At 56.6% G+C, this 22783-nt stretch carries 18 protein-coding genes; 14 read left to right on the forward strand and 4 right to left on the reverse strand.

The window, feature by feature from the left end; genetic code table 11:
* Positions 1-537: 537 nt before the first annotated feature.
* A complete protein-coding gene (locus AL01_RS09405; protein ID WP_158075944.1) occupies positions 538-1101 on the forward strand; it encodes a GNAT family N-acetyltransferase in 564 nt (187 codons plus the stop codon).
* A 192-nt stretch (positions 1102-1293) separates the two neighbouring features.
* On the forward strand, positions 1294-3114 hold the full coding sequence (aspS, locus tag AL01_RS06230; protein WP_077396668.1) for an aspartate--tRNA ligase: 1821 nt from the start codon (positions 1294-1296) through the stop codon (positions 3112-3114).
* A gap of 83 nt (positions 3115-3197) precedes the next feature.
* Here aspS and AL01_RS06235 read toward each other — a convergent pair whose 3' ends face one another.
* On the reverse strand, positions 3198-5420 hold the full coding sequence (locus AL01_RS06235) for a TonB-dependent siderophore receptor (RefSeq protein ID WP_241502736.1): 2223 nt from the start codon (positions 5418-5420) through the stop codon (positions 3198-3200).
* 129 nt (positions 5421-5549) lie between these two features.
* Here AL01_RS06235 and AL01_RS06240 point away from each other — a divergent pair, with 129 nt between their 5' ends.
* Positions 5550-6365, forward strand: a complete 816-nt coding sequence (locus AL01_RS06240; RefSeq protein ID WP_143280711.1) for a nucleotidyltransferase domain-containing protein — start codon at positions 5550-5552, stop codon at positions 6363-6365.
* Here the strand turns inward: AL01_RS06240 and xth are convergent.
* Positions 6362-7132, reverse strand: coding sequence for an exodeoxyribonuclease III (gene xth / locus AL01_RS06245; protein WP_077396588.1), 771 nt, complete (start codon positions 7130-7132; stop codon positions 6362-6364). The genes AL01_RS06240 and xth overlap by 4 nt on opposite strands.
* 31 nt (positions 7133-7163) lie before the next feature.
* Positions 7164-7499: an iron-sulfur cluster insertion protein ErpA gene (gene erpA, locus AL01_RS06250; protein WP_077396589.1), complete on the reverse strand. Its 336-nt coding sequence runs from the start codon at positions 7497-7499 to the stop codon at positions 7164-7166.
* Between the two features lie 148 nt (positions 7500-7647).
* Between erpA and AL01_RS06255 the strand changes: the two genes are divergently transcribed.
* The 9 genes from AL01_RS06255 to AL01_RS06295 all read left to right on the forward strand — a co-directional run bounded on the left by AL01_RS06255 (position 7648) and on the right by AL01_RS06295 (position 17539).
* Positions 7648-8823, forward strand: a complete 1176-nt coding sequence (locus AL01_RS06255; protein WP_077396670.1) for a deoxyguanosinetriphosphate triphosphohydrolase — start codon at positions 7648-7650, stop codon at positions 8821-8823.
* Between the two features lie 156 nt (positions 8824-8979).
* Positions 8980-10791: an arginine--tRNA ligase gene (gene argS / locus AL01_RS06260; RefSeq protein WP_077396590.1), complete on the forward strand. Its 1812-nt coding sequence runs from the start codon at positions 8980-8982 to the stop codon at positions 10789-10791.
* Positions 10792-10794: 3 nt separating this feature from the next.
* The gene (locus AL01_RS06265; RefSeq protein ID WP_077396591.1) at positions 10795-11946 is read left to right on the forward strand and encodes an SPOR domain-containing protein; all 1152 of its coding nucleotides are present in this window, start codon (positions 10795-10797) and stop codon (positions 11944-11946) included.
* 18 nt (positions 11947-11964) lie between these two features.
* The gene (locus tag AL01_RS06270) at positions 11965-12726 is read left to right on the forward strand and encodes a segregation and condensation protein A (protein WP_077396592.1); all 762 of its coding nucleotides are present in this window, start codon (positions 11965-11967) and stop codon (positions 12724-12726) included.
* Positions 12719-13351 carry an SMC-Scp complex subunit ScpB gene (gene scpB, locus AL01_RS06275; RefSeq protein WP_077396593.1) on the forward strand — a complete coding sequence of 211 codons (633 nt, stop codon included), beginning with the start codon at positions 12719-12721 and terminating at the stop codon, positions 13349-13351. Before AL01_RS06270 ends, scpB begins: the two co-directional genes overlap by 8 nt.
* Before the next feature lie 16 nt (positions 13352-13367).
* Positions 13368-13982: a Sec-independent protein translocase protein TatB gene (tatB, locus tag AL01_RS06280; protein ID WP_077396594.1), complete on the forward strand. Its 615-nt coding sequence runs from the start codon at positions 13368-13370 to the stop codon at positions 13980-13982.
* A gap of 127 nt (positions 13983-14109) precedes the next feature.
* Positions 14110-14895, forward strand: coding sequence for a twin-arginine translocase subunit TatC (gene tatC / locus AL01_RS06285; RefSeq protein WP_077396671.1), 786 nt, complete (start codon positions 14110-14112; stop codon positions 14893-14895).
* Between the two features lie 75 nt (positions 14896-14970).
* Positions 14971-16236 (forward strand): serine--tRNA ligase, encoded by a 1266-nt coding sequence (gene serS, locus AL01_RS06290; protein WP_077396595.1) that lies wholly within the window; start codon positions 14971-14973, stop codon positions 16234-16236.
* Positions 16237-16432: 196 nt separating this feature from the next.
* Positions 16433-17539: a hypothetical protein gene (locus AL01_RS06295; protein WP_077396596.1), complete on the forward strand. Its 1107-nt coding sequence runs from the start codon at positions 16433-16435 to the stop codon at positions 17537-17539.
* 67 nt (positions 17540-17606) lie between these two features.
* On the opposite strand, the gene AL01_RS06300 is transcribed toward AL01_RS06295, so the two are convergent.
* Positions 17607-20099, reverse strand: coding sequence for a helicase-related protein (locus tag AL01_RS06300; RefSeq protein ID WP_077396672.1), 2493 nt, complete (start codon positions 20097-20099; stop codon positions 17607-17609).
* A gap of 193 nt (positions 20100-20292) precedes the next feature.
* Between AL01_RS06300 and AL01_RS06305 the strand changes: the two genes are divergently transcribed.
* Complete coding sequence (locus AL01_RS06305; protein WP_077396597.1) at positions 20293-21186, forward strand: ferredoxin--NADP reductase; 894 nt, start codon at positions 20293-20295, stop codon at positions 21184-21186.
* Positions 21187-21380: 194 nt separating this feature from the next.
* Complete coding sequence (gene gorA, locus AL01_RS06310; RefSeq protein ID WP_077396598.1) at positions 21381-22772, forward strand: glutathione-disulfide reductase; 1392 nt, start codon at positions 21381-21383, stop codon at positions 22770-22772.
* The last annotated feature ends 11 nt before the right edge of the window (positions 22773-22783 follow it).

Here is a 22783-nt window from a genome sequence, read left to right on the forward strand (position 1 = left end):
TGAGTTTAATTTTTATATTATTTTAATTATTTTCATATAGCGGAATATCTACAATTTGTTTTTTGTCTTTATTAAAAAAATTATTAATTCAATATTGTGGATGTTGGTGATAGAAGGCGTCTTCATTCACTCTCACTATTTATGGTTGTCATGGGTAACAATGTCTCGTCTCGGCTATCCATTCCCATTTTCCACCAGGAATGGTGGCTTGCTACGGTCAGCCGTCAGACATTTTCTTCTATTGATGTAGAAATGGGTGGGAAAATTGTCTCCCGTTTCCCTTTTGTAAGGAAGAAGCGGTTGGGTTCTTATGTAATAAGGATGCCAAAATATACCCGGACATTAGGCCCGCACTTCTCATTACCGCCTTCTAAAACATTTCGTTACGAGCAAAATATCCGTCATGTTGTAGATCAAACTATTGCCAGACTCCCCAAGTATCATGGCGTTCATTTTTATTTAGACCCAGAAAATGATTCTGCATTTGCGTTCCGACTGGCCGGTTTTAAAGTATATCAGGGATTTACATTCCGCATCATGCCCGAAAAATCGTTGGAAACAGCGTGGCAGGATTGCGACCAAAAGACTAGGAACCTCATCCGTACGGCGGATAAAAAACTTTCGGTTCAGGAATCTGCGGATGTTGAGCTGTTCATCACTTTGGTTGAGCAGGAGCTGCCACAGAACCATCATGATTATCCTTTGTTGCGGGCTTTGTTCACAGAGGCTTATAGCCGGGGGCAGGCCATAGCACTGTATGCTTATGATGGTGAGGTGCCCGTTTCGGCAGCGTTGCTCATCTGGGATGATAACGTACTGTATTATTGGCAGGCTGTTCGGGTCCGTAACTCGAAAGTGCCGGGTTTGAATATGCTTTTGATATGGAAAGCGCTTGAACAGGCTAAGAAACGGGGTTTGATTTTCGATTTTGATGGTTTTGGGTCCGTCCGTACGGCCAAAATGCTGGCAAGTTTCGGGCAGAAGCCCGTTATCAGGCCAGAGGTCCGTTTTGAGACCTTTAGTTACACTATAAAGCGTTATGTCCTTAATATAGTCAGGCGTCGTGTCTTGCGGAAATACCGGAGTTACGACCTGTCCTGAGGTGGTTGTAGGGGGTAGTAGTAGGTAGATGCCTGCCGATTAAGATTGGCTTTCCACGGCGATTAGGGTAGGAAACGGCCTTATGAGGAGAGCTGCGTTCAGGGCGTAGCCGCCATTCCATGCAGTGAGCCGGAAGGGCAGGGAAAGCCTGCACAGGACCGGGCCATGAAGAAATTGACGAGGTTTGAATTCATGCACCAGTACCGTACCCATTTCTGTAACGCCTTGCGTGCTGATGATGCAGGCAAGACCGTACGGCTGTCTGGCTGGATTCACAGCAAGCGAGATCATGGTGGTCTGCTTTTCATCGACCTGCGGGATAGCCACGGCGTGACGCAGATCGTCATCCCCTCTGAGGGTGCCTTGCTGGAACAGGCCGAGCGTTTGCGTGTGGAGAGCGTCATCACCGTGACGGGTGAGGTCGTGGTGCGTGAGGAGGGGCAGCGTAACCCATCCTTGCCGACAGGCGATGTAGAGGTCCGTGCCAGCGAGATTAACGTGCAGTCTCGTGCTGAGGTACTGCCGTTTCAGGTGGCTGGGCATGAGAATTACCCCGAAGAGCTGCGCCTGAAATACCGTTATATCGACCTGCGGCGTGAGAAGATGCACCGCAATATCCTGCTCCGCAGTCAGGTTATTACAAGCCTGCGCCGCCGTATGGTTGAGCAGGGCTTCACAGAGTTCCAGACCCCCATTCTGACGGCGTCTTCCCCAGAAGGCGCACGGGACTTCCTCGTCCCGGCTCGCCTGCATCCGGGTAAGTTCTATGCTCTGCCGCAGGCTCCGCAGCAGTTTAAGCAGCTGGCAATGGTCGCTGGGTTCGACCGTTATTTCCAGATCGCCCCGTGCTTCCGTGATGAAGCCTCCCGTGCGGACCGTAGCCCCGGCGAGTTCTATCAGCTCGACTTTGAGATGTCCTTCGCCACGCAGGAAGATATCTTTGCCGTGCTGGAGCCGGTGCTGGCAGGTGTCTTCAATGAGTTCACGCCAGAAGGTTGGAAGATCACGGATGGGGCTTTCCCCCGCATCCCCTATGCTGATGCCATGCGGGATTATGGGTCCGACAAGCCAGACCTTCGCAACCCGCTGATTATCAAAGATGTGACGGAGCAGTTCGCTGATTCCGGGTTCGGTCTGTTCGCTCGTATTGCAGCCTCTGGTGGCCGGGTGCGTGCTATTCCGGCTCCGGGTGCTGGCAGCCGCCCTCGTGCCTTCTTTGATAAGCTCAATAACTGGGCACGGGAGCAAGGAGCTGGTGGTCTTGGCTACATCATTTTTGATGAGGAAGGCGGCAAGGGGCCGATCGCCAAGAATCTGGAAGCTGACCGTGTCGAGAAAATCCGTGAAATCTGCGGCCTAAAGGCTGGGGATGCGGTCTTCTTTGCTGCTGGTAAGGGCGATGAGGTCGTTAAATTCTCTGGTGTGGTCCGCACGAAGGTGGCGACTGATCTGGAGCTGATCGAGCAGAATGCCTTCCGTTTCTGCTGGGTTGTGGACTTCCCGATGTATGAGCGCAACGAGGAAACGGGTGAGATCGACTTCTCTCATAACCCGTTCTCCATGCCGCAGGGCGGCCTTGAGGCTCTGAATACACAAGACCCGCTGACCATTAAGGCTTATCAGTACGATATCGTGTGTAACGGTGTGGAACTGTCTTCCGGCGCCGTGCGTAACCATCTGCCAGAGGTGATGCTGCGGGCCTTTGAGATCGCCGGTTATGGCCCGGATGTGGTGGAAGCTCGTTTTGGCGGGATGCTTAATGCCTTCCGTTACGGTGCCCCGCCGCATGGTGGTGCTGCGCCGGGTGTGGACCGTATTGTCATGCTGCTGGCTGATGAACCGAACATCCGTGAGGTCATTCTCTTCCCGCTGAACCAGAGCGGTGAGGACTTGATGATGGAAGCACCGGCTCCGGTTGAGCCGGCCCGTCTGAAGGAGCTTTCTCTCAAGCTGGACCTCCCTAAGCCGAAGCCTTCTGCTGGTGGCAACAAAGCTCCAGAGAAGAAGGACTGATTCAGGTTTTTGATCTGACGGTTTGATATAGAGAGAAGGCCGGGGCGGTGTAATCCGCTCCGGCCTTTTTTGTGTTTACATCTTTACAAGGAAACACCGATACTGACCCGGATGGTCCGTCCTTGCCCCCATGAGACACGGGTATTGGCTCCCGAACTCGAGATGAAATAGGCCTTATTGGCAATATTGTCTGCATTGAGTTGTACACTGGCTGTATGGCCGTAAACCTTCCGGATCTTCCATGCAGCGAAGAGGTCCACCGTGGCATAGCCGGGTAGCCAGAAGCTATTGCGGGCATCACCGGGACGCCGTCCGACATAGCGTGCTCCCGCCCCAAAACGCAGGCTGGATTGATGCCAGGGTAGATTGGTCTGATACGTTAGGTATCCACCGCCTGTATGACGGGCCACGTTGGTGAGCAGCTTCCCTTGTGTAGCGGGAATGTCCTTCATGGTGCGGGCGTAGGTATAGGCGTAGTTGGTGATGATATTCCAATGGCGGGTGAGACGGCCATTGATCTCGGCCTCTACGCCTTTGGAACCGGCCAGGCCAGAAAGACGCTGCCGTAGGGCTCCGGTCTCGGTCTGTCCATCGGTTTGCTGAATGTTCTTTTTGTGAATGTTGTAGAGGGCAACATCTGCTGTCAGGAAGCCCTTCTGATAGCGGGCACCGACTTCAAATTGCCGTCCACTCGTAGGTTTGTACCCGCTGGTCAGCACCGTGCCGGGGGATATCTGGTTGGGGTTGTAGGACTGGGAATAATCCCAGAAAAAAGAGACATGCTTGGTGGGTTGATACACAACCCCGATGAAAGGGAGCGGCTTGGCGTAGGAGGAGTCCGTGGCTTTGACGAATGGTTCCCCACCGCCATAGGAATAATGGAACCACTGGTACCGGACACCCGGGGAAATGGTAATACCGTGGCCGATATGGATATTGTCTTTGACGTAGAAAGACGCACTGTTAATGCGGGTATGATAATAGCCGAGGCTTTTATCATCTACGCCTTTCATGGGGAGCTGGCCATACACAGGGTCCGAGGGGCGGAACCCGCCATAGGTGCTTCCAGTTAAGAAGCTTCCTTGTGTGATGCGCCGGTTTTCGTAGTCGCCGCCTATGGCAATTTTATGCGTCATGCCGAGCAGCCTGTGCTCGGAAATGACATCTAGCGCGACATAGCTATTTGCACGGGTCGTGCCCGTATTGCTGCGAAAGCGGCGGCGAAGGATGCCCGTGGTAGGGTTATAATCCCGTGGGTCTGCTTGCCGATCGTGATACCTGTCTGCATTCCAACCGCTGGTAAGGCGTATCCGGTCATGCTGTGTCAGCCGGTATTCTGCTGCACCTGCCAGCAGATGGCGGGTGCCATAATCAGCCGTCCAATGTTCATCCAGCCGGTATTTACGCCCACTGATCGGCTTGCCGTTATAGAAGAAGGCCCCACGGTCCAACACGTTGTGATAATCCTCCCACTGGTAGGAGAGGTCGAGCTTCAATCGTTTATGTTCGTAGCGCAGGCTTGGTGCGACGATCTTGTCTTTGTTTGCCCCGAAGTTGCGCCAGTAATTTTCATTCTTGAAGTTTCCGATCAGGCGGAAGGTCAGCTCCTTGTTGGCTGTGAGAGGGCCGCCCACATCCAGCGTCCCAGAACCTCCGCCGAGTGAGGCCCATGAGCTGTTGAAGGAGGCTGCCCAGTCTTTGCGGGGCTGCTTGGTGATGATGTTGATAACGCCACCCGGCTCCTGCATTCCGTAGAACAGCGAGGCGGGACCTTTCAGAACTTCGACCCGTTCGGTCGTGGCGGTGGTGAAATTGCGGCCTATGGGCATGCGTACGCCGTCTCGTAGGATGGACCCGTCATCAGGCCCACCGAAGCCCCGTTTTAGTAGGCTGTCCTGCGTGCCGCCAAAGCTGTTGCCGATCGTGATGCCGGGAATATATTTGGCAATGTCCTCCATGGTCTGGGGGTCCATGTCTTTGATCGTTTGATGAGTGACGACATTGGCTGTCTGTGTCTGTTGGAGGAAGGACACCCCCGTCTTGTCCCCGATACTGCTTTCTTCAGCTCCGTAGCTGACATGCCCATTGCCGTAGACATGGATCAGCTCTTGCTTGGGTTTGTGGGTAGGAGGTCTTTTTTTCTTCGTATTGTTTGTGTGTTTTTTGAGGTCGTTCTGCTCGTTGGGAACAGGTGTGGACATGGGAAGGGTGTTGGAAGGAGCCGGGTCTGTTTCTGCCCAACCGGGCGTAGAGGCGCAGAGAGCTAAGGTAGAGCAGGTGATGAGGGGACGAAGAGTTGTACGCATGAACCTATTTCTTGAGAGTGATTCTTAAAATTAATTTTATCATTAAAATATTTTTTAAAATCAAGCGGTTTCCTTCCTCTCGGCTCTGGCGCAAGGTTTGAGAAAGGATAAATAAGGAGCCTGTGGCGAATGAATTTTGATGAGGTCATGCCGGATTACGTGCCCGAAATTGCACCGTCTGTGCGGGAGGAGGTCATGGCTAGCCTGCATCAGATAGAGCAGGAGCATGGGATCGAAATTCTGTTCGCCGTGGAGAGTGGTAGCCGTGCTTGGGGCTTTCCATCACCAGATAGCGATTACGATGTGCGCTTTGTCTATCGCCATCGGTTGGACTGGTATCTGTCCTTAACGCCGGGTCGGGATGTGATCGAACTACCGATCTCTGATGATTTGGACGTGAATGGTTGGGACCTACGCAAAGCTCTGAACCTGCTGACAAAACCTAACCCAACCCTGTTGGAATGGCTGGTCAGCCCGGTGCGTTATTTATGGCGGGAGGAAGCGGATGAGCTGGCGGCTTTTGCCCGTCAGATTGAGGCTGGATTAAGCTGCCAGCAGCATTATTTGAATTTGGGGCGGAACAGCTGGAAGCGGGCCATGAATGATGATGGCAGCACCCGATACAAGCGGCTGTTCTATGCGCTACGTCCTGCTATGGCTTTGCGTTGGATGCGCCTGCATGAAAACGGCAAGCCACCCATGAATTTTCAGGCTCTCTGTCAGGGATGTGCGGTTCCGGCTTCTGTTCTGGAACCTATCCGGGAGCTGTTGCATCTGAAATCCAGAAGCCGGGAGCAGCAGAGTGGTCCGCCCATTCCTACCGTAAATGAGTTGATTGAAACTGAATTTGCCCATGCAGAGGCCATGACTTTACCTAAGCCGGGCACGGACGTGCATGAGCAAGCGGAAGCATTATTCCGGAAATTGGTGAAAACGCAGGTTTAGGAAAGGCGCACCACCACCGGCACATGGTCGGATGGCTTCTCCCGGCCTCGCTCATCTTTATCAATGATGAAGCTGGTTAGGCGGTCGGCCAGGCGAGGGGAGAGCAGGGCGTGGTCGATCCGCAGGCCAGAATTACGCTGGTAGGCCCCTGCCTGATAATCCCAGAAAGTGTAATGCCGCCCCGTAGGGTGCAGGCAGCGCAGGGCGTCCGTCAGGCCGGACCAGAGGAGGCGGCGGAAGCTCGCACGGCTTTCCGGGCGGAGTAGGGCATCATCCGGGGATAGGGCCTTGGGGGCGTAATCCTCATCCGTGGGACAAACATTGTAATCCCCGATGAAAGCGAAGGAGCGATCTTCCTTTTGCAAATTCAGGGATCGCTGATGCAGAGCATCGAAGAAGTTCATCTTCTTGGCAAACCCCGCTTCACCGCCTGAGTTACCATTTGGCAGGTAGAGGTTGCCAACGGTGGTGCCATCCAATTCAGTTTCAATATAGCGGGCTTCGTCACTCTCGAAACCCGGCAGATGATCGGTCGTGACGGTCAGCGGCACACGGCTGATGAGGGCAACCCCGTTATAGGTCTTCTGCCCCGCCACGGCGACGTGAAACCCAGCGTCCTCAAAGAGCTTTGGGAATTGATGCGCCTCGCATTTGATCTCCTGAAGGCACAGCAGGGTGCAGTCCGGGTTACGGTCCAGCCAGTCCTTTACCAAGTGGGCACGGGTACGGATGGAGTTGATGTTCCAGCTGGCAAAGGTCAGGGACATGGGGCGCAGGGTCTCCGGGAGGAAGGGAAGGTCAGGCGAGTGAAAAGCTACTGCCACACCCGCAGGATGAGGCGGCATTGGGGTTGTTGACGGTAAAATGGGCTCCCATCAGCTTATCGACAAAGTCTAGCTCAGCTCCTTCCAGAAGGTCGAAACTCATCGGGTCGATGAACACACGGGCACCGTCTTTCTCAATGATATGATCATCATCCTGCTTTTCCCGTACCAGCTTGAACTGGTATTGGAACCCGTTGCACCCGCCAGCAAGGACAGACACACGTAGGGCCATGCCATCTGGCTCGGACTGCTGGCTGATAATCTCTGCGATACGGGCAGCTGCCGCCGCTGAAATGTCAAAGTCGGCCATGGAAAACTCTCTCCACATCGTCATAAATACTCACACCATTGAGGCCGAAATGGTGGAGATGCTGTTGACACTATAAAGCTGACCGCCAAGAATCGAAACCGGAAAGGTTGTATGCTTCATGCGGCCCGCATGGATATGGGGACGGACGATGGAAATGGCCAGATACGCAGTACAGCGTCAGGGTGCCCGTGGGCGACAGTTTGCGGAGGCGGAAAGCCAAACCCGTACACCGTGGCAGCGGGATAGAGACCGTGTGCTGCATTCTTCGGGTTTTCGGCAGCTTCAGTATAAGACGCAGGTCTTCCTCAATCATGAGGGAGATTTCTTCCGCACACGTCTGACCCATTCGCTGGAAGTCGCCCAGATTTCTCGCTCCATAGCCCGCACGCTGGGGGTTAATGAAGACCTGACAGAGGTCATCGCACTAGCGCATGATCTTGGTCATACGCCCTTCGGTCATGCTGGTGAGGATGCGTTGCAGGCCGCCATGAAGGACTGGGGCGGGTTTGATCATAACATCCAATCCCTCCGGCAGGTCACTGAGATTGAGGCCCGCTATCATGGTTTCGATGGTCTCAACTTGACATGGGAAACGTTGGAAGGGTTGGCTAAACATCACGGGCCTGTCCGGCGTCCTGCGCCGTGGTTGGCTAGCTTTGATGGCCGATACCCGATGGACCTGACCAGCCATGCCTCTGTGGAGGCGCAGATCGCTGCCATCTGCGATGATGTCGCCTATCATGGGCATGATCTTGATGATGGTCTCCGTGCTGGTCTGTTGCATTTTGAGGATATTGAAGAGGTTCCCTTGCTAAAGGCCTGTCTGGATGAGGCCCGCTCTCTGGACTGGTCCGGGCACAGTGCTCTCGACAGTGCTCAGCGCATTCGCCACGAAACGGTACGACGTGTCATCAACCGGTTGGTCAGTGATTTGATCACGCAGAGCCGTCGCAATCTGGAGGAGCTGGCCCCGCAGAGTGCTGATGATGTCCGCCATGCAGGTCGTGCCGTGGTGGAATTTTCTACAGAGATGGCCGAGCGGAATAAGGAGATTAGGAAATTCCTCCATGCTCGGATGTATCGGCATTGGCGTGTCCGGCGAATGACCCGCAAGGCTCGCATCGCTCTGGCGGAGATATGCACCATTCTGGGGAATGAGCCAGAATTACTGCCGCCCCCGTGGCAGGAAATGGCACTGGAACGGCGGCGAGCGGGAAACGAACAAGCTGCCCGCCGCATTGTAGCCGATTATATTGCTGGCATGACAGACCGCTTCGCCATGGAGGAACATCGCCGCCTGATGGACATCTCCGTTCTGGGTTAAGGGGGCAGGTCGTGCCCTCTGGACTGTTTCAAAAAGAAGCGGTGGCTTTTATAGTGGGTAAACGCAGGAATGACAGGCAGAGCAACGGGCCTGTCATGTAGTTGATCGTGGCTCCATGTGGGGCTTCTGACAGGTTTGAAGAGAAAGTTATAGAATATGGCAGGCATTGCCCCGACAGCATCATCCCCGGATTGTCTTTTCACCGTCATGCGGGAGAAGGTTGTAACAGCCCTCAAGGCGGTTCTGCCGGACCTGCCTGATGATGTTGCTGCTCGTGTGGAAGTCACGCCGCCTCGGGATGCAGCTCATGGCGATATGGCCACCAATGCTGCCCTTTTGGCCGCCAAGCCTGCAAAGCGTAAGCCGTTCGAAATTGCCAAAGAGCTGGTTGCCGAATTGGCTAGCTTGCCAGAGATTGCCCATGTGGAAATGGCCGGTCCGGGCTTTGTGAATATGACGCTGAAGCCAGACCTGTTTCACGATGTTGCCAAAGCCGTGCTGAAGCGTGGTGCTGCCTATGGGCGGTCCAGCCTTGGGGCGGGGCGGCGTGCCAATGTGGAATATGTGTCCGCTAACCCGACAGGCCCAATGCATGTTGGCCATTGTCGTGGTGCTGTTGTGGGCGACGCGCTGGCAAATCTGCTGGATGCAGCAGGCTTTAAGGTTACACGGGAATATTACGTCAACGATGCTGGCGCACAGGTCATCGCCCTGACATGGGCGGCATACTGGCGTTACCTTCAGGCCATTGGCACAGACATTCCTGCTGAGGAATTTGGAGAGCTGGCCCCGAGCGGTCTGCAATATCAGGGTGAGTATCTCATCGCTGTTGGGCAGGCTCTGGCCGAAAAGCATGGCCGCTCTCTTGCCAATGCTGATGGTGGTGTCGCCCCGGAAACGACATGGTTCGAGACTGTCCGTGCTGAAGCCCTTGAGCATATGATGGGCATGATCCGTGATGACCTCGCCGCACTGGGGATTCATCACGAGATTTTCAGCAGTGAAGCCGAGGTTCTAAAGAGTGGCGAAGTAGATGCCGCTATTGCGAACCTCGAAAAACGTGGCCTGCTTTATGAAGGCGTGCTGGAGCCGCCCAAGGGCAAGAAGCTGGAAGATTGGGAAGCCCGCCCGCAGACGCTGTTCCGTTCTACAGAGTTTGGGGATGATCAGGACCGTGCGTTGCGGAAGTCCGATGGCTCCAATACCTACTTTGCTAATGATGTCGGTTATCACGCCCGCAAGGCGTCCCGGTCTGACCTGCTGATTGACGTTCTGGGGGCCGATCATGGCGGGTATGTTTCCCGTATGCGGGCCGCCGTTGCTGCCCTGACAGAGGGCAAGACGGATTTCGAAGTCGTCATGTGCCAGATCGTCCGTGTGGTGAAGGATGGCGAGCCGGTGCGTATGTCCAAACGGGCCGGAACCTTTGTCACCCTGCGGGATCTGATTGATGAAGTAGGGCGGGATGCCGTACGCTTCACCATGTTGACCCGTAAGGCCGATGCTCAGATGGAGTTCGACCTAAACGCCGTTGTGGCGCAGACCCGTGATAACCCGGTCTTCTATGTTAATTACGCTCACGCCCGTTGCCGCTCTGTCCTGCGGCTTGGGGAAGAAACTTATGGTGCCGCTGCGGTAACGGAAGAGGCCCTCGCTGGGCAGGACCTGTCCATCCTGACGGCAGATGAAGAGTTGGCTGTCCTGCGCCGCATTGCCAATCTGCCCCGGCAGATCGAGGCTGCTGCCCTTGCACGGGAGCCGCATCGTATTGCTACATACTGCATTGATCTGGCGTCTGATTTCCATGCGCTTTGGAATCGTGGGCGGGAAGACACCAGCCTGCGTTTCATTCAGGATGACGCACCGGAGGCTAGCAAGGCACGGCTTGCCCTTGTGGCAGCCATTGCTTCAACCCTGCGGATCGGCCTTGGTATCCTCGGTGTCGAGGCCGTAGAGGAGCTGCGCTAAGCCATGTCCATGCCGGACGATTACCATAATGATATAGCCCCACCGCAGGCGGATGATCGTCTGGGTGGGGGAAGTTACAGGCCGCCGCCTCGCAGCTACCGCCCGGATGCACACCGGGGGGAGCGGGCCGAGGCAAGACCGAGCCTGCTGGCTTCACTTATGGGAAGGCAGTCCGGCACACGGGGGCTGATGGTACTTGGTGCGGCAGGGGCCGTCCTGTTGTTAGGCGTTGGCGGAGTATGGAGCTGGGTAGCAAGCCATCATCCGTCTGGTGTGCCTGTCATCGGGCCACCACCTTACCCTGTGAAGGATCGTCCAGCAGACCCCGGTGGCATGATGGTCATGGGGGATGACACGACAAAAAGTGATGTAACTGGCCGGGGAGCCGTGCATCTGGCCCCTCCGCCAGAGCAGCCTGATGCAAGCCTCCTCGCAGGGCGCATGACATCACCCCCTGCTTCTTCTGGTAACGGAACGACCAATAATGCGCCTGCTGGAGGCGAGCAGGCTGCTGCCTCACAAGCTGATGAAACCGAGGCAACCGGTGATGACGTGGCGCATGATGAGCAGGCTCAGAGTACACCCCATCCGTCTGAGACGGTAGCGGATAAACCTGCTAAGACAGCTACGGCGGATAAGGCCCCATCTTCTGGGGATACACCAGCACCAAAGGCTACTGCATCTTCCTCCGGGGATGATGAGGATGAAGCTGAAGATGCAGGAACCGAGGAAGAAGTTAAAAAGCCCGTGGTGAAAAAGAAGCCCACACCAGCCCGCAAAGCGGTTGTGGCTGATAATGACCTTTCGGGGGATGTGCTGCCTCCACCAGCGCCTGCCAAAAAGACTTCTCCTGCGCCATCGGCTCCAGCAGAGGTCCATCGGAAAAGTGCTGGTGCAGTGGGGGGAGCTGGCCGGTACGAGGTTCAGCTTGCCGCTCTAGGGAGTGATGAACAAGCCCGACAGGAGTGGAGCCGCCTGCGCCGTAAGCTTCCCGATCTTCTGGGGAGTTATGAGCCGGTGTATCGGAAGGTGGAGCGGGATGGAAAAACCTTTATCCGGTTGCGTGTTGGCGGTTTTGAGGACAGAGCAGCCGCCCGCCAGCTTTGTGTCCGGCTCCATGCGCAGGCGCAGGCTTGTGCTGTGGCAACGAACTGAGAACGGTAATATCGGCTTGTGAGTGACGCATTGCATCTCGTGTTGGAAGGGTTTGAAGGTCCGTTGGACCTTCTGCTCGACCTTGCACGGTCCCAGAAGGTTGATCTCCAGCAGATTTCTATTCTTCAGTTAAGTGAGCAATATCTGGAGGTTGTGGAGCGGGCCCGAGAAGGGGCGGCTGCCTTGCGGCTGGAGATTGCAGCGGATTGGCTGGTTATGGCAGCGTGGCTGGCATGGCTGAAGTCCCGCCTCCTGCTGCCCTCTGCCGAGCAGGATGACGAGGCAGAAGATGCCGCAGGGCAGCTGCATGAGAGGCTGATCGACCTTGAGCAGATGCACAGGGCGGCTTTATGGCTGGAGGAGCGGCCACGGTTGGGGCGGGATGTCTTTGCCCGGCCGGAGCCTGAAAATCATACACGTGTTGAAATGGCCCCACTGAGGGGTGATGCGCCCGCTCTTGTTCTGGCTTATCTGGCTGCTCGGCGGCGGGGAGGGCGCAAGCGGACCTATTCACCCCGAGTAGCCCGCTATTGGAGTGCCCAACAGGCACGGGATGCTCTGGCCCGTCTGTTAGGGCGTAAACGTGTAGCCGGTTGGCAGTCTCTGAAGGATGTTCTGCCGGAGCTGGTGGAAGGTGGGGCGTTGGAGAGGCGTGCTGCTGTGGCCGGGGCCTTGATGGCTGGGTTAGAGATGGCCCGTGGTGGCAGGCTAGAGCTGCGGCAGAACAGTGCTTTCGGGGATATTGAATGGCGGGAAAGGGAAGAAACTGGGCATGAGTGAGACAGGACCATCCTTTCAAGAGATCCCACCGGATATGGCCGGACAGGATGAGTTCGCCAGGGCCGTCAGTCTTGTGGAGGCCTTGCTTTTTGCAAGTGCAGGGCCGGTAACTGCCAGCAGTATTGTAGGCGTGCTGCGGGAACAGGGATTGGAGGCACAGGCTGATAATCCCGGTGCTGTATTGGATGGCCTCGCTCAGCGTTACAGAGGCCATGCGGTGGAGCTTCAGGCGATTTCGGGGGGCTGGCAGCTGCGGACGAAGGCCATGTTTGGCCCGGCACTGGAGCGGGTAATTGAACGGCCCCGGCGGTTGAGCCAAGGGACGTTAGAGGCCCTAGCCATTGTGGCTTATCATCAGCCCTGCACCCGTGTGGAGATCGAGACCATTCGTGGGGTCAGACTGGGGCAGAGCATCCTTGATACCTTGTTGGAAGAAGGGCTGATAACCCCCAAAGGGCGCAAGGAAGTGCCGGGCCGCCCTGTCCTGTGGGGGACAACGCCACAGTTTCTACGGCTTTTTGGCCTTGCAAGCCTTGCAGACCTGCCCCGTCGGGAGGAATTGCTCTTCGAGTCTCCTTCCGATGAGGAGGGAACTGGGCTAGAAGACATCATACAGCCTTCATGAGGGGAGATGGCCGCCAATGTTCGACCTGAGCTGGACAGAAATTGCCCTCTTGGTGATCGTTGCGCTCGTCTGCATCGGGCCCAAGGACCTGCCCGTGGCCATGCGGACCCTCTCCAAAGCCATAAAGGCCATCCGCCGGATGGGGGCAGAGTTCCAGCAACATATTGATGAAATGGTCAAGGAGGCGGACCTTAGCGAGGCCCGGGACCAGTTGCGGGAGATAAGGCAGTTCAGCCCCCGGGAGCAGCTCCGCAAAGCTATTGATCCGGATCGATCGCTGGATAGGCAGATGGAGTTTGGCAGGCAGGACGGTATGCCTATGGCTCCTCCGCCCCCACCACCGCCTCCACCCCCACCGCCTGCACCGGGTAGTGAAGAGCTAGGGAAGGCGCGTAGCTATGCGCAGCCGCATAATGCCCGTATGCAGGCACAGGCCGAGGCTCTGGAGCGAGCACCGGCTGTGCTGCCGCCTACCACTGCTTTGCGGCTCATTGAAGAATCTCGTTATTGGCATCGTCCGGCCTTTCTGCCGCCGGAGGTTGCCCTGCATAATGGCCGTCGTGCAGCTATCCTTACAGAGGTCCAGCCCCTTGAGAGCGTGAAAGGAGAACCGCCGCATGGTTCAGCCTGAGAGATCTGATGAGACGGCCCGGACGGTAATACCGCCAGAAACGCCCCTCCAGCCTGAAGGCTCACTCCCGCCACCAGGGGGAGAGGTGCAGCCGCAGCAGGAGCGTTCTGTTGCCGGGGATGCTCCGATGCCGCTATTGGATCATCTGATTGAGCTGCGGCGGCGGCTCATCTGGTCTCTGGCTACATTCGTGGTGGCCTTTCTGATCTGCTACCATTTCTCCGGTGAGATATACCGGTTTCTAGCTGCCCCGTTGGCCAGTATCATGCGGCAGAAGGGCGAGCAGCCCCATCTGATCTACACCGCCTTGTATGAAGCCTTCTTTACATATGTGCGTGTGGCTGTGTTTGGGGCGTTCTTCTTGTCCTTTCCCATGATGGCTATTCAGGCGTGGATATTCATTGCGCCGGGCTTGTATAGGAATGAGAAAAAGGCCTTCGCTCCATTTCTGATTGCCACGCCGCTGCTTTTTCTTATGGGGGCTGCGCTGGCTTATTATCTGGTTTTCCCGTTTGCGTGGAAGTTCTTCCTGTCGTTCCAGCAGCTGGGTGGTGAGAATCAGATGGGTATTGAGCTTCAGGCCCGTGTTTCGGAATATCTGAATCTCGTCACCAAGATGATCATGGCTTTTGGCGTTTGTTTCGAGCTGCCCGTGGTACTGACGCTTCTGGTGCGTGCCGGGTTGGTCGGCACGGCCTTGCTGCGGCGCATTCGGCGTTATGCTTATGTTGGTGCCTTTGCCATTGCAGCCGTCATTGCCCCGCCGGATGCTATCACCATGCTGGGGTTGGCTGTACCATTGGTGGGATTGTACGAGATTTCCATTCTCGCTGCCCGCCTTGTCGAACCGAAACCCATCACGGCAGATGATGACGGGGAAGAGGCCTTACCTGACAGTAAGGACGTGGCCTGAATATTTCCCGGCAGGCAAAACTGCTATAGAGACAGACCTTACTAGTTCCAGAGACAGAGCGGAGTATCCTTATCCATGCATGACCTCAAAGCCCTACGTGCAGACCCTGCCGCTTTTGATGCCGCACTGGCCCGCCGTGGCCTGCCTGCTGTGGCGGACTCCCTCGTGAAAGAGGATGAACAGCGTCGTGCGGCTCTGGCCGAGCTTCAGGAGGCTCAGGGGCAGCGTAAAGGGCTGGCAAAGGAGATCGGCCAGGCCAAGCGTAATGGTGAGGATACGACCGACATTGAGGCGCGTGGTGCCGCCTTGCGTGATCAGATCGCCACGCTCGAAGCTCGGGCCAATGAGATTCAAAAGCGCATTGATGATGTCCTTCAGCGTCTGCCGAACCAGCTGGATGCCAGCGTTCCGGATGGTAAGGATGAAAACGACAATGTCGTTGTGCATCAGCGTGGTGAGGTGCCGTCTTTCTCCTTCGAGGCAAAACAGCATTTTGAATTGGGGGAAGCTCTGGGGCTGATGGATTTTGCATCGGCTGGCAAGATTGCCGGGTCCCGTTTTGTGATGCTGCGGGGTGTTCTGGCTCGGTTGGAACGTGCGTTGGGGCAGTTCATGCTGGATACCCATACGGGTGAGTTTGGCTATGAGGAGGTGACGGTCCCCCTGCTGGTTAATGATGCTGCTATGTATGGCACGGACAAGCTGCCGAAATTTGCTGAGGATTCCTTCCATACCGATGATGACCGCTGGCTTATTCCTACTGGGGAAGTGCCGCTGACGGCCTCGGTAATGGGCGATATCTTACCTGCTGAAAGTCTGCCACGGCGGATGACGACATTGTCCACCTGCTTCCGGTCTGAGGCTGGTTCCGCTGGGCGGGATGTGCGGGGGATGCTCCGGCAGCATCAGTTTACTAAATGTGAGCTTGTCTCTGTTGTGGCACCAGAAGAGAGTGACGCCGAGCATGAGCGTATGACCCGTGCTGCCGAGACAGTGTTGGAGCGTCTGGGGCTGCCTTTCCGGCGGGTGCTGCTCTGTGCTGGAGATACGGGCTTTGGTGCTGCAAAAACATATGATCTGGAAGCGTGGCTGCCGGGGCAGAAGGCATGGCGTGAAGTCTCGTCTTGCTCCAACACACGGGATTTTCAGGCACGCCGCATGAATGCACGGATGCGCAAGGAAAAGACGACAGCTTTTGTCCATACGCTTAACGGCTCTGGTCTGGCTGTTGGGCGTGTGATGATCGCTCTGATGGAAATGTACCAGCAGGAAGATGGCAGCATTATCGTGCCGGAGGTTCTGCGTCCCTATATGGGCGGGCTGGATATCGTCCGGGCCTAACGGAAAGCGGGGGTGACCATCCCTGCTTATGTCGGGGATGGTCGGTCTGCTTAGTTTATTTCTTGTAAAAAGATATTTCCCTCAAGCCAGTTTGTAAGTTTCTGGTCAATAGACGGCTGTATATGGTAGCCGTTTCGGGACTATCCGTATGTGGGGCTGTAACGCTTCGCCATACTTCCGTCTTTCAGGATACATCATGACACTGTTTCGTTATCTAGGGTGTGCCTTTGCCATCGGCACTCTGGCCCTGTCGTCTTGTTCGTCATCCATAGGGCCGCACAATATGCGGCGTGACCGACTGGATTATGAGAAGGAAATGAGCCGGCAGCAGAATCAGGAGATGCTCTTCAACATTGTGCAGCTCCGCTATTCTCTGTCGCCCACACTGATCGAACCGACACAGATCATCTCGGCCTACACGGCGGAGACAAGCTCCAGTGCTAATATCAACGGTACGCCGTGGATTCAGGGAGCCGGGGGATCATTAGGTGGCTCTCTGGGTTATTCCTATAGTGATAGCCCGACGGTGACGTATCAGCCGGTTTCGGGTATTCAGTTCTCCGTTAATATTCTGCGGCCGATTTCCCCACAGACGCTCCTACCGTTGATCTCCAGCGGTCTGCCGGTCGACACGTTGCTACAGATGACGATGCAGTCCATCGGTCCGGCCAGCAATACGACCAGCACGATTGCCGGAACAGAAGGTAAGGAGGCCTCCATCCGCTTTACCTATCTGCTACGTGCGTTGCGTAAACTACAGGCAGGTAATGCGCTGAGTATCCGTAGTATTGCCCCGACAGCTGCGACCAAGACGCAGCCTGCCCAGCCAGAGCGGACTTTCATCCTGCTGCCGCATAGCAGCTCGCCGGAGATTATCGAGCTACAGGGGCAGGTACGGCAGGCGTTGCAGCTTCCAGCAGGGTGTGAGCAGGCTGAAGTCATTTATGGCCGTACAGTGGACCATCCGGGGCAGGTTGCGATGGTGACACGCTCCATGCTGTCGATCTGGGAAGATGTGGCTAGCACGATGGAAGTGCCGCAGAAGATGGTTGATAAGGGCGTTACGGCTCCCTCCGTTGTGCGTGGCCCGAATGAGCCGCAGCCAGCCATCATCATTCATTGCAGCCCGACAAGGCCTAGTAATGAGCAGGCCTATACGTCTGTTGAGTATGAAGGGTCTTGGTACTGGATTGCCAAGGATGATCTAGCCAGTAAGCTGGCTTTCTCCATGCTCCAGTTTATTCACGCTATTGCCGAGACGGCCTCGGTCAAAGGGGCAATGGTCACCATTCCAAGCCGTTAAGGCTAACGGGCTGACCTGAAGCAGAACGGGCGTGTCGTTGGATGACACGCCCGTTTTTTGTGCCGATTTAGTCTTTCTTGCGTTTGCCGTGCGGTTTTTTCTTACCGAAACCACCCGCTTTGCTGCGTGGGGTTTTGGAACGGTTGTGGCCTTCGCGTTGCCGGGTGGGGGCATCCCCATTGCGGCGACCCTGATAGCGGCGGGAGGATTCACGCATCCGGCTCTGGGTGCGGAGCACTTGCTCAATCCATTCATCCAGAATGGCAGCGTTCCGTTCAGCTACGATGAGTTCCGGATAATTCTCCGGGAAGCGCATCGCCAACCACCGCCATGTTACAAGGCGGCGATGGCGTTTCTCGGCTCGCTCTAGCTCCTCCCGTCCGGCGGTGGCGGCAGCGGGGAGGCGGCCTGTGCCGGGGGGGAAGATGCGCTGCCCACGGGCATGGAGGGCGGCCCATTCCACAAGGCGGGGGATGCCGTTGTCCCGTGTGTTGATCGGACACATGGCGTAGGTCCAGCGGGTGGAAAGGTCCAGCCCGTCCACACCTTCCAGCGCAGCGGCGATTTCCAGTGCCTGCTCCATGTCGGCCAGACGGTAATTGGGGTCATCCGGGCGGAGGACAGCCCGCTTGATGCGGGTCAGCACGCCGTAAAGACTGTCTGTGTCCATTTCCTGCGCTACGGCCTGCACGATGTCGGCATCGGGCTGGACGAGGGGGCGAAGTTCCAGTGTGGGTTCTGGCGGGGCGTCCAACATGTGACGGATGAAGCTGGGGCGGCCTGCTCCTTCCAGTACGCAGACAAGCCCTTCCTCATGTTTGCCGAAGCGGCCTGCACGCCCGCCGATCTGTTTGACCTCTTGCGAGACAAGATTGCGGGTTTGTCGTCCGTCATATTTGCGCAGCGTGCTGAACACTACCCGGCGGATGGAGAGGTTGAGGCCCATCCCGATTGCATCGGTGGCAATGAGGATATCGGCCTCACCCCGGTTGAAGCGTGCCGCCTCGGCACGGCGGACCTCTGGGCTGAGGGCACCATAGATGACTGCAACACGGCGGTTATGGGCCATCAGCTCAGCCCGGAGGTCCAGCACATCCCGGCGGGAGAAGGCGATGAGGGCATCACCGGCCCGCAGGTCTGTCAGGGCTAGCGTCCCGGCGGGGCGGAGGGGGCTTTTACGCTCCAGATGGATCTCATCGACCGGGTCATTGCAGAGCTCGGCAATGCGCTTGACGAGCGGGATGCAGTCTGCGGCTCCGAGAATGAAGACATGCCGTGCTGGAACCCCCATGATAGCCGCTGTCCATGCGGCGCCTCGGTCTGGGTCGCTGAGCATCTGGGCTTCGTCAATGATGGCCACATCGACAGGGTTGTTGAACGGGCACATCTCCACCGTGGCGGCGAGATGGCGGGCTGTGGGGTCGATGATGCGCTCTTCCCCAGTCGTCAGTGAGGCGGGGACCCCCCGGCTGAGCATGGCTTCCCGGAACTCATGAGCCAGCAACCGCAGCGGGGCAAGAGCTAACCCGCTCTCTGCCTGTGCTAGGGCCTCCAACGCTGTGTGAGACTTGCCGGAATTGGTCGGGCCGGTCACGAGTGTGATGCGGCGATTGAGTGCTCGGGCGGTGCGGAAATGGGCAGCAAAGCGGTCTAGTGCGGCCACACGGGCGATGGCGGCATTACCTGTGCGGGCCTCTGGGCTATCATCATAGCCATCATCGCTTTTTTTGCCCGTGCCACGCCGCCAGCTATTGAGCAGGGGGCGGCATTTTTTCAGCTCTGCGGGGTCGAAATAGAAAATTTCCAGCCCGTCCGGCTGCATATCCCGCTTGGCAACGGGCAGGCGGTTTTCACCAATCCACCGCAGGGCTTCCCGGCGAGAACAATGCAGCAGAGCCGGGACCTTCTCGAAGCTAACAAGGGTAGCTTCCCAGTCTTTGATCTTCTGAAGCTCCCGTGCCCGGCGGGCTTCGGCCTTGGCCCGGATGTCTTCTTGTTCTCGTGCCCGACGCTCTTCTTCAAGGATCATTTCATCCTCAAAGCCAAGGTCTACGCCACCAAAGGCTCGGGCGATGCTGTGGGAGAGCCGTTCAATTTGTGTGCCAGAAAGGAAGGTGCCGACATCGGCAAAGTCTGCCCTCATGTCGTCTAAAACGCGTAATGGGGTGTCGGCCATCTCCCGCCAGCGTTCTTCCAGCACGCTTTCTAGGACGGCACTCTGGCCGTCTTCATCAATCAGCGGGTCGCTGATGCGTTCGGCAGCCAGCAGAACATCAGCTTTGCGGACCCAAACATCCCCGTTGCGGTGGGCACGGTTCATCATGCCATTGGCCCAGCTGCGGCGGCGGACCTGACAGAGTGCATGGAGCAGCTCAGCTTCGTTGATCTCTGTCTTGTCTGCTCCGAGCCGGCGGGCGACCTGCCGTAGCAGGGCGGCACGCTCCCGGGGGGTAATGGCCAGATGGGCACCGAAGGACGTTTCGGCCTGCTCAAGGGCCCGTTCTGCCGGGGAAGAAGGGGGGATGGAGGATGGGTCGTGGGGCTGGGAACTGTCTGTCATGCTGGTGTTTTCAGGAGCGCAGGGCAGGGAAGTCAAGAGAAAAGGGGTGAGGTTGTCCCGTTTCTGGTGACAATCGGGTAAAAGGAAGGCATGTTGTTCGTCATATTGGGCGGTGTCCCCGGTTGCCGGGAGATGCCGTTTCCTGTTGACTAACCGAATGTGATTTTTACATTTTTGGAGATGAAGACGGATCATGAGCACGCCTTACCCCGCTGAATCCGCCCCCACACCCGTGATTGATGAGCCGTTGACCGGCCTTGTTCCTTTTGAAGGGCACGAGGGCCAGTATCGCCTTGCCGAGCCGACAAAGGAATATAGTCACCTTTATCCGGCCAAGGTTCAGCAGGTCCATCATTGGACGAACCGCCTTTTCAGCTTCACTACGACTCGTGACCCCGGTCTGCGTTTCTCCAACGGCCAGTTTGCGATGATTGGTATTGAGGTAGAGGGTAAGCCGCTGCTGCGTGCTTACTCCCTGGCGTCTGCTAATTATGAGGATCAGATGGAGTTCCTCTCCATTGCTGTGGAGAACGGCCCGCTGACCTCCCGGCTGCGTCACGTCAAGGTAGGCGACACGGTGCTGATCGGCCGTAAGCCGGTGGGGACTCTGCTGCTGGATAATCTGAAGCCGGGCCGTAACCTGTATTTTCTTTCCACCGGGACAGGCCTTGCACCGTTCCTGAGCCTCATCAAGGACCCGGATGCTTACGATCGTTACGAGAATGTGATTCTCACTCATACGGTGCGTGAACGTGGCGAGCTGGCCTATCGTGATTACATCACGAACATTCTGCCCAAGCATGAGTTCCTCGGTGAGGACGTGGCCGCCAAGCTGAAATACTATCCGGCTGTTACCCGTGAGGAGTTCCCCGTGCAGGAGCGCATCACGGCTCTCATCAATAACGGGCGCATCTTCCGTGATCTGAACATTGATGAGCTGGACCCCGAGCATGACCGTGTGATGATTTGTGGTTCTCCAGAGATGTTGGCTGATACTCAGAAGCTGCTTGAAGAACGTGGCTTTGAGGAAGGCAATATGAGCCGTCAGGGCTCTTATGTGGTCGAGAAGGCTTTTGCCGAGCGGTAAGCTGTAGCTATCCGTTAAGCGGGCAGGTTCGGGAGGATGTAAACGGACGGTGTGAGGGCAAGGTGTCCTCACGCATCGTTGAAGCCCCCCAGACCTGCCCGTTCTGCTATCTGGTAGAAACGGGTCATGCGGATGCAGGGATAATCGGGGCTTGCTTCTGCCGGTAGATGGAGTGGCAGGCGGGAAGGGATGCTATGCAGGATTATGATCTTTTCGTGATTGGCGCAGGGTCAGGCGGGGTGCGTTGTGCCCGCATTGCCGCCCAGAACGGTGCCCGTGTGGGCATTGCCGAACGTAGGCACTGGGGCGGGACCTGCGTGAACTTGGGCTGCGTGCCTAAGAAGCTGATGGTCTATGCCGCAGAAACAGGCCGGATGATTGAGGATGCCCCAGCCTTTGGCTGGGATGTGCAGCGTCCGTCCTCCTTCGACTGGTATAGCTTTATCGCCGCTAAGGATCGGGAGATCGAGCGGTTGAACGGCATTTATATCTCTATGTTGGAGAAGGCCGGTATCGACCTCTACACGGGCGATGCAAAACTGCTTGATGCAAACACGTTGGAGATTGGCCCTTCCGTTCTAGCACCGGAGGCCTCGGTCCAGCGTATTCGGGCTAAGACGATTGTGCTTGCTACGGGTTCCACGCCGGTGCGGTTGGATATCCCCGGGAGTGAGCTGGCCATCACATCTGATGAAGTGTTCCATCTGCCAGAAAGGCCTCAGAAGGTCGCCATCATTGGTAGTGGTTATATTGGTGTGGAGTTCGCCGGGATTTTGGCGGGTATGGGGTCGCAAGTGGACCTGTTCTATCGTCAGCCTCTGCCGTTGCGTGGATTTGATGAGGAAGTCCGTACCCATCTTAAGGAGCTGATTGACCTTCACGGTATTACGCAGCATCCGGGCATATCACCAGTCCGTCTGGAAGATATTGGTGGGGGCAAGGCTGTCCGTTTGGTAACGGATGATGGAGCGTCCTACGAGGTCGATGCCGTCATCATGGCCACAGGTCGCCGGGCCGCAGTAGATTCGCTAGGGCTTGAGGCCGCAGGCGTGGCGATGGAGAAAGGGCATGTTGTGGCTGGGGTGGATGGTAAGACCAATGTGCCGTCTATCTATGCCATTGGGGATATTAGGGATCAGTATAATCTGACCCCCACCGCCATTGCAGAAGGCCACATGCTGGCCGAGCAGCTCTTCAACCCGCAGGGGCGGATGTGGTCATTCGAGACATTGCCGAAGGCGGTCTTTTTCTCATCGCCTGTGGGTGTCGTGGGGCTGAGCGAGGAAGAAGCAGCCAAAGACCACGATCTTGCCATCTATACCTCTCGTTTTACCCCCATGCGTCAGACGTTGCCGAAACGGGCGGGCAAGATTCTGATGAAGCTGGTGGTGGACCGTCATAGTGATGTGGTGTTGGGGGCGCATATGGTCGGGCCGGATGCGCCGGAGATCATCCAGATGCTGGCCATTGCCGTTACGGCGAAGCTGACAAAAAAGCAGCTGGATCAGACCGTAGCTCTGCATCCCAGCACGGCGGAAGAGTTTGTGACAATGCGAACACCCACTCGTCTGGTAGATCGCCACTAAACAGACAGTAG

Source organism: Bombella intestini, from assembly GCF_002003665.1.
In the GTDB taxonomy this organism is placed as follows: domain Bacteria; phylum Pseudomonadota; class Alphaproteobacteria; order Acetobacterales; family Acetobacteraceae; genus Bombella; species Bombella intestini.

Bases quoted from the DNA above. Each gene is read 5' to 3' on its own strand.
- tatC (WP_077396671.1), top strand. From the start codon at position 14,110: ATGCCGCTATTGGATCATCTGATTGAGCTGCGGCGGCGGCTCATCTGG.
- erpA (WP_077396589.1), bottom strand. From the start codon at position 7,499: ATGGCCGACTTTGACATTTCAGCGGCGGCAGCTGCCCGTATCGCAGAG.
- xth (WP_077396588.1), bottom strand. From the start codon at position 7,132: ATGTCCCTGACCTTTGCCAGCTGGAACATCAACTCCATCCGTACCCGT.
- serS (WP_077396595.1), top strand. From the start codon at position 14,971: ATGCATGACCTCAAAGCCCTACGTGCAGACCCTGCCGCTTTTGATGCC.
- argS (WP_077396590.1), top strand. From the start codon at position 8,980: ATGGCAGGCATTGCCCCGACAGCATCATCCCCGGATTGTCTTTTCACC.
- AL01_RS06255 (WP_077396670.1), top strand. From the start codon at position 7,648: ATGGAAATGGCCAGATACGCAGTACAGCGTCAGGGTGCCCGTGGGCGA.
- AL01_RS06240 (WP_143280711.1), top strand. From the start codon at position 5,550: ATGAATTTTGATGAGGTCATGCCGGATTACGTGCCCGAAATTGCACCG.
- aspS (WP_077396668.1), top strand. From the start codon at position 1,294: ATGCACCAGTACCGTACCCATTTCTGTAACGCCTTGCGTGCTGATGAT.
- AL01_RS06265 (WP_077396591.1), top strand. From the start codon at position 10,795: ATGTCCATGCCGGACGATTACCATAATGATATAGCCCCACCGCAGGCG.
- AL01_RS06295 (WP_077396596.1), top strand. From the start codon at position 16,433: ATGACACTGTTTCGTTATCTAGGGTGTGCCTTTGCCATCGGCACTCTG.
- scpB (WP_077396593.1), top strand. From the start codon at position 12,719: ATGAGTGAGACAGGACCATCCTTTCAAGAGATCCCACCGGATATGGCC.
- AL01_RS06305 (WP_077396597.1), top strand. From the start codon at position 20,293: ATGAGCACGCCTTACCCCGCTGAATCCGCCCCCACACCCGTGATTGAT.
- AL01_RS06300 (WP_077396672.1), bottom strand. From the start codon at position 20,099: ATGACAGACAGTTCCCAGCCCCACGACCCATCCTCCATCCCCCCTTCT.
- AL01_RS09405 (WP_158075944.1), top strand. From the start codon at position 538: ATGCCCGAAAAATCGTTGGAAACAGCGTGGCAGGATTGCGACCAAAAG.
- gorA (WP_077396598.1), top strand. From the start codon at position 21,381: ATGCAGGATTATGATCTTTTCGTGATTGGCGCAGGGTCAGGCGGGGTG.
- tatB (WP_077396594.1), top strand. From the start codon at position 13,368: ATGTTCGACCTGAGCTGGACAGAAATTGCCCTCTTGGTGATCGTTGCG.
- AL01_RS06235 (WP_241502736.1), bottom strand. From the start codon at position 5,420: ATGCGTACAACTCTTCGTCCCCTCATCACCTGCTCTACCTTAGCTCTC.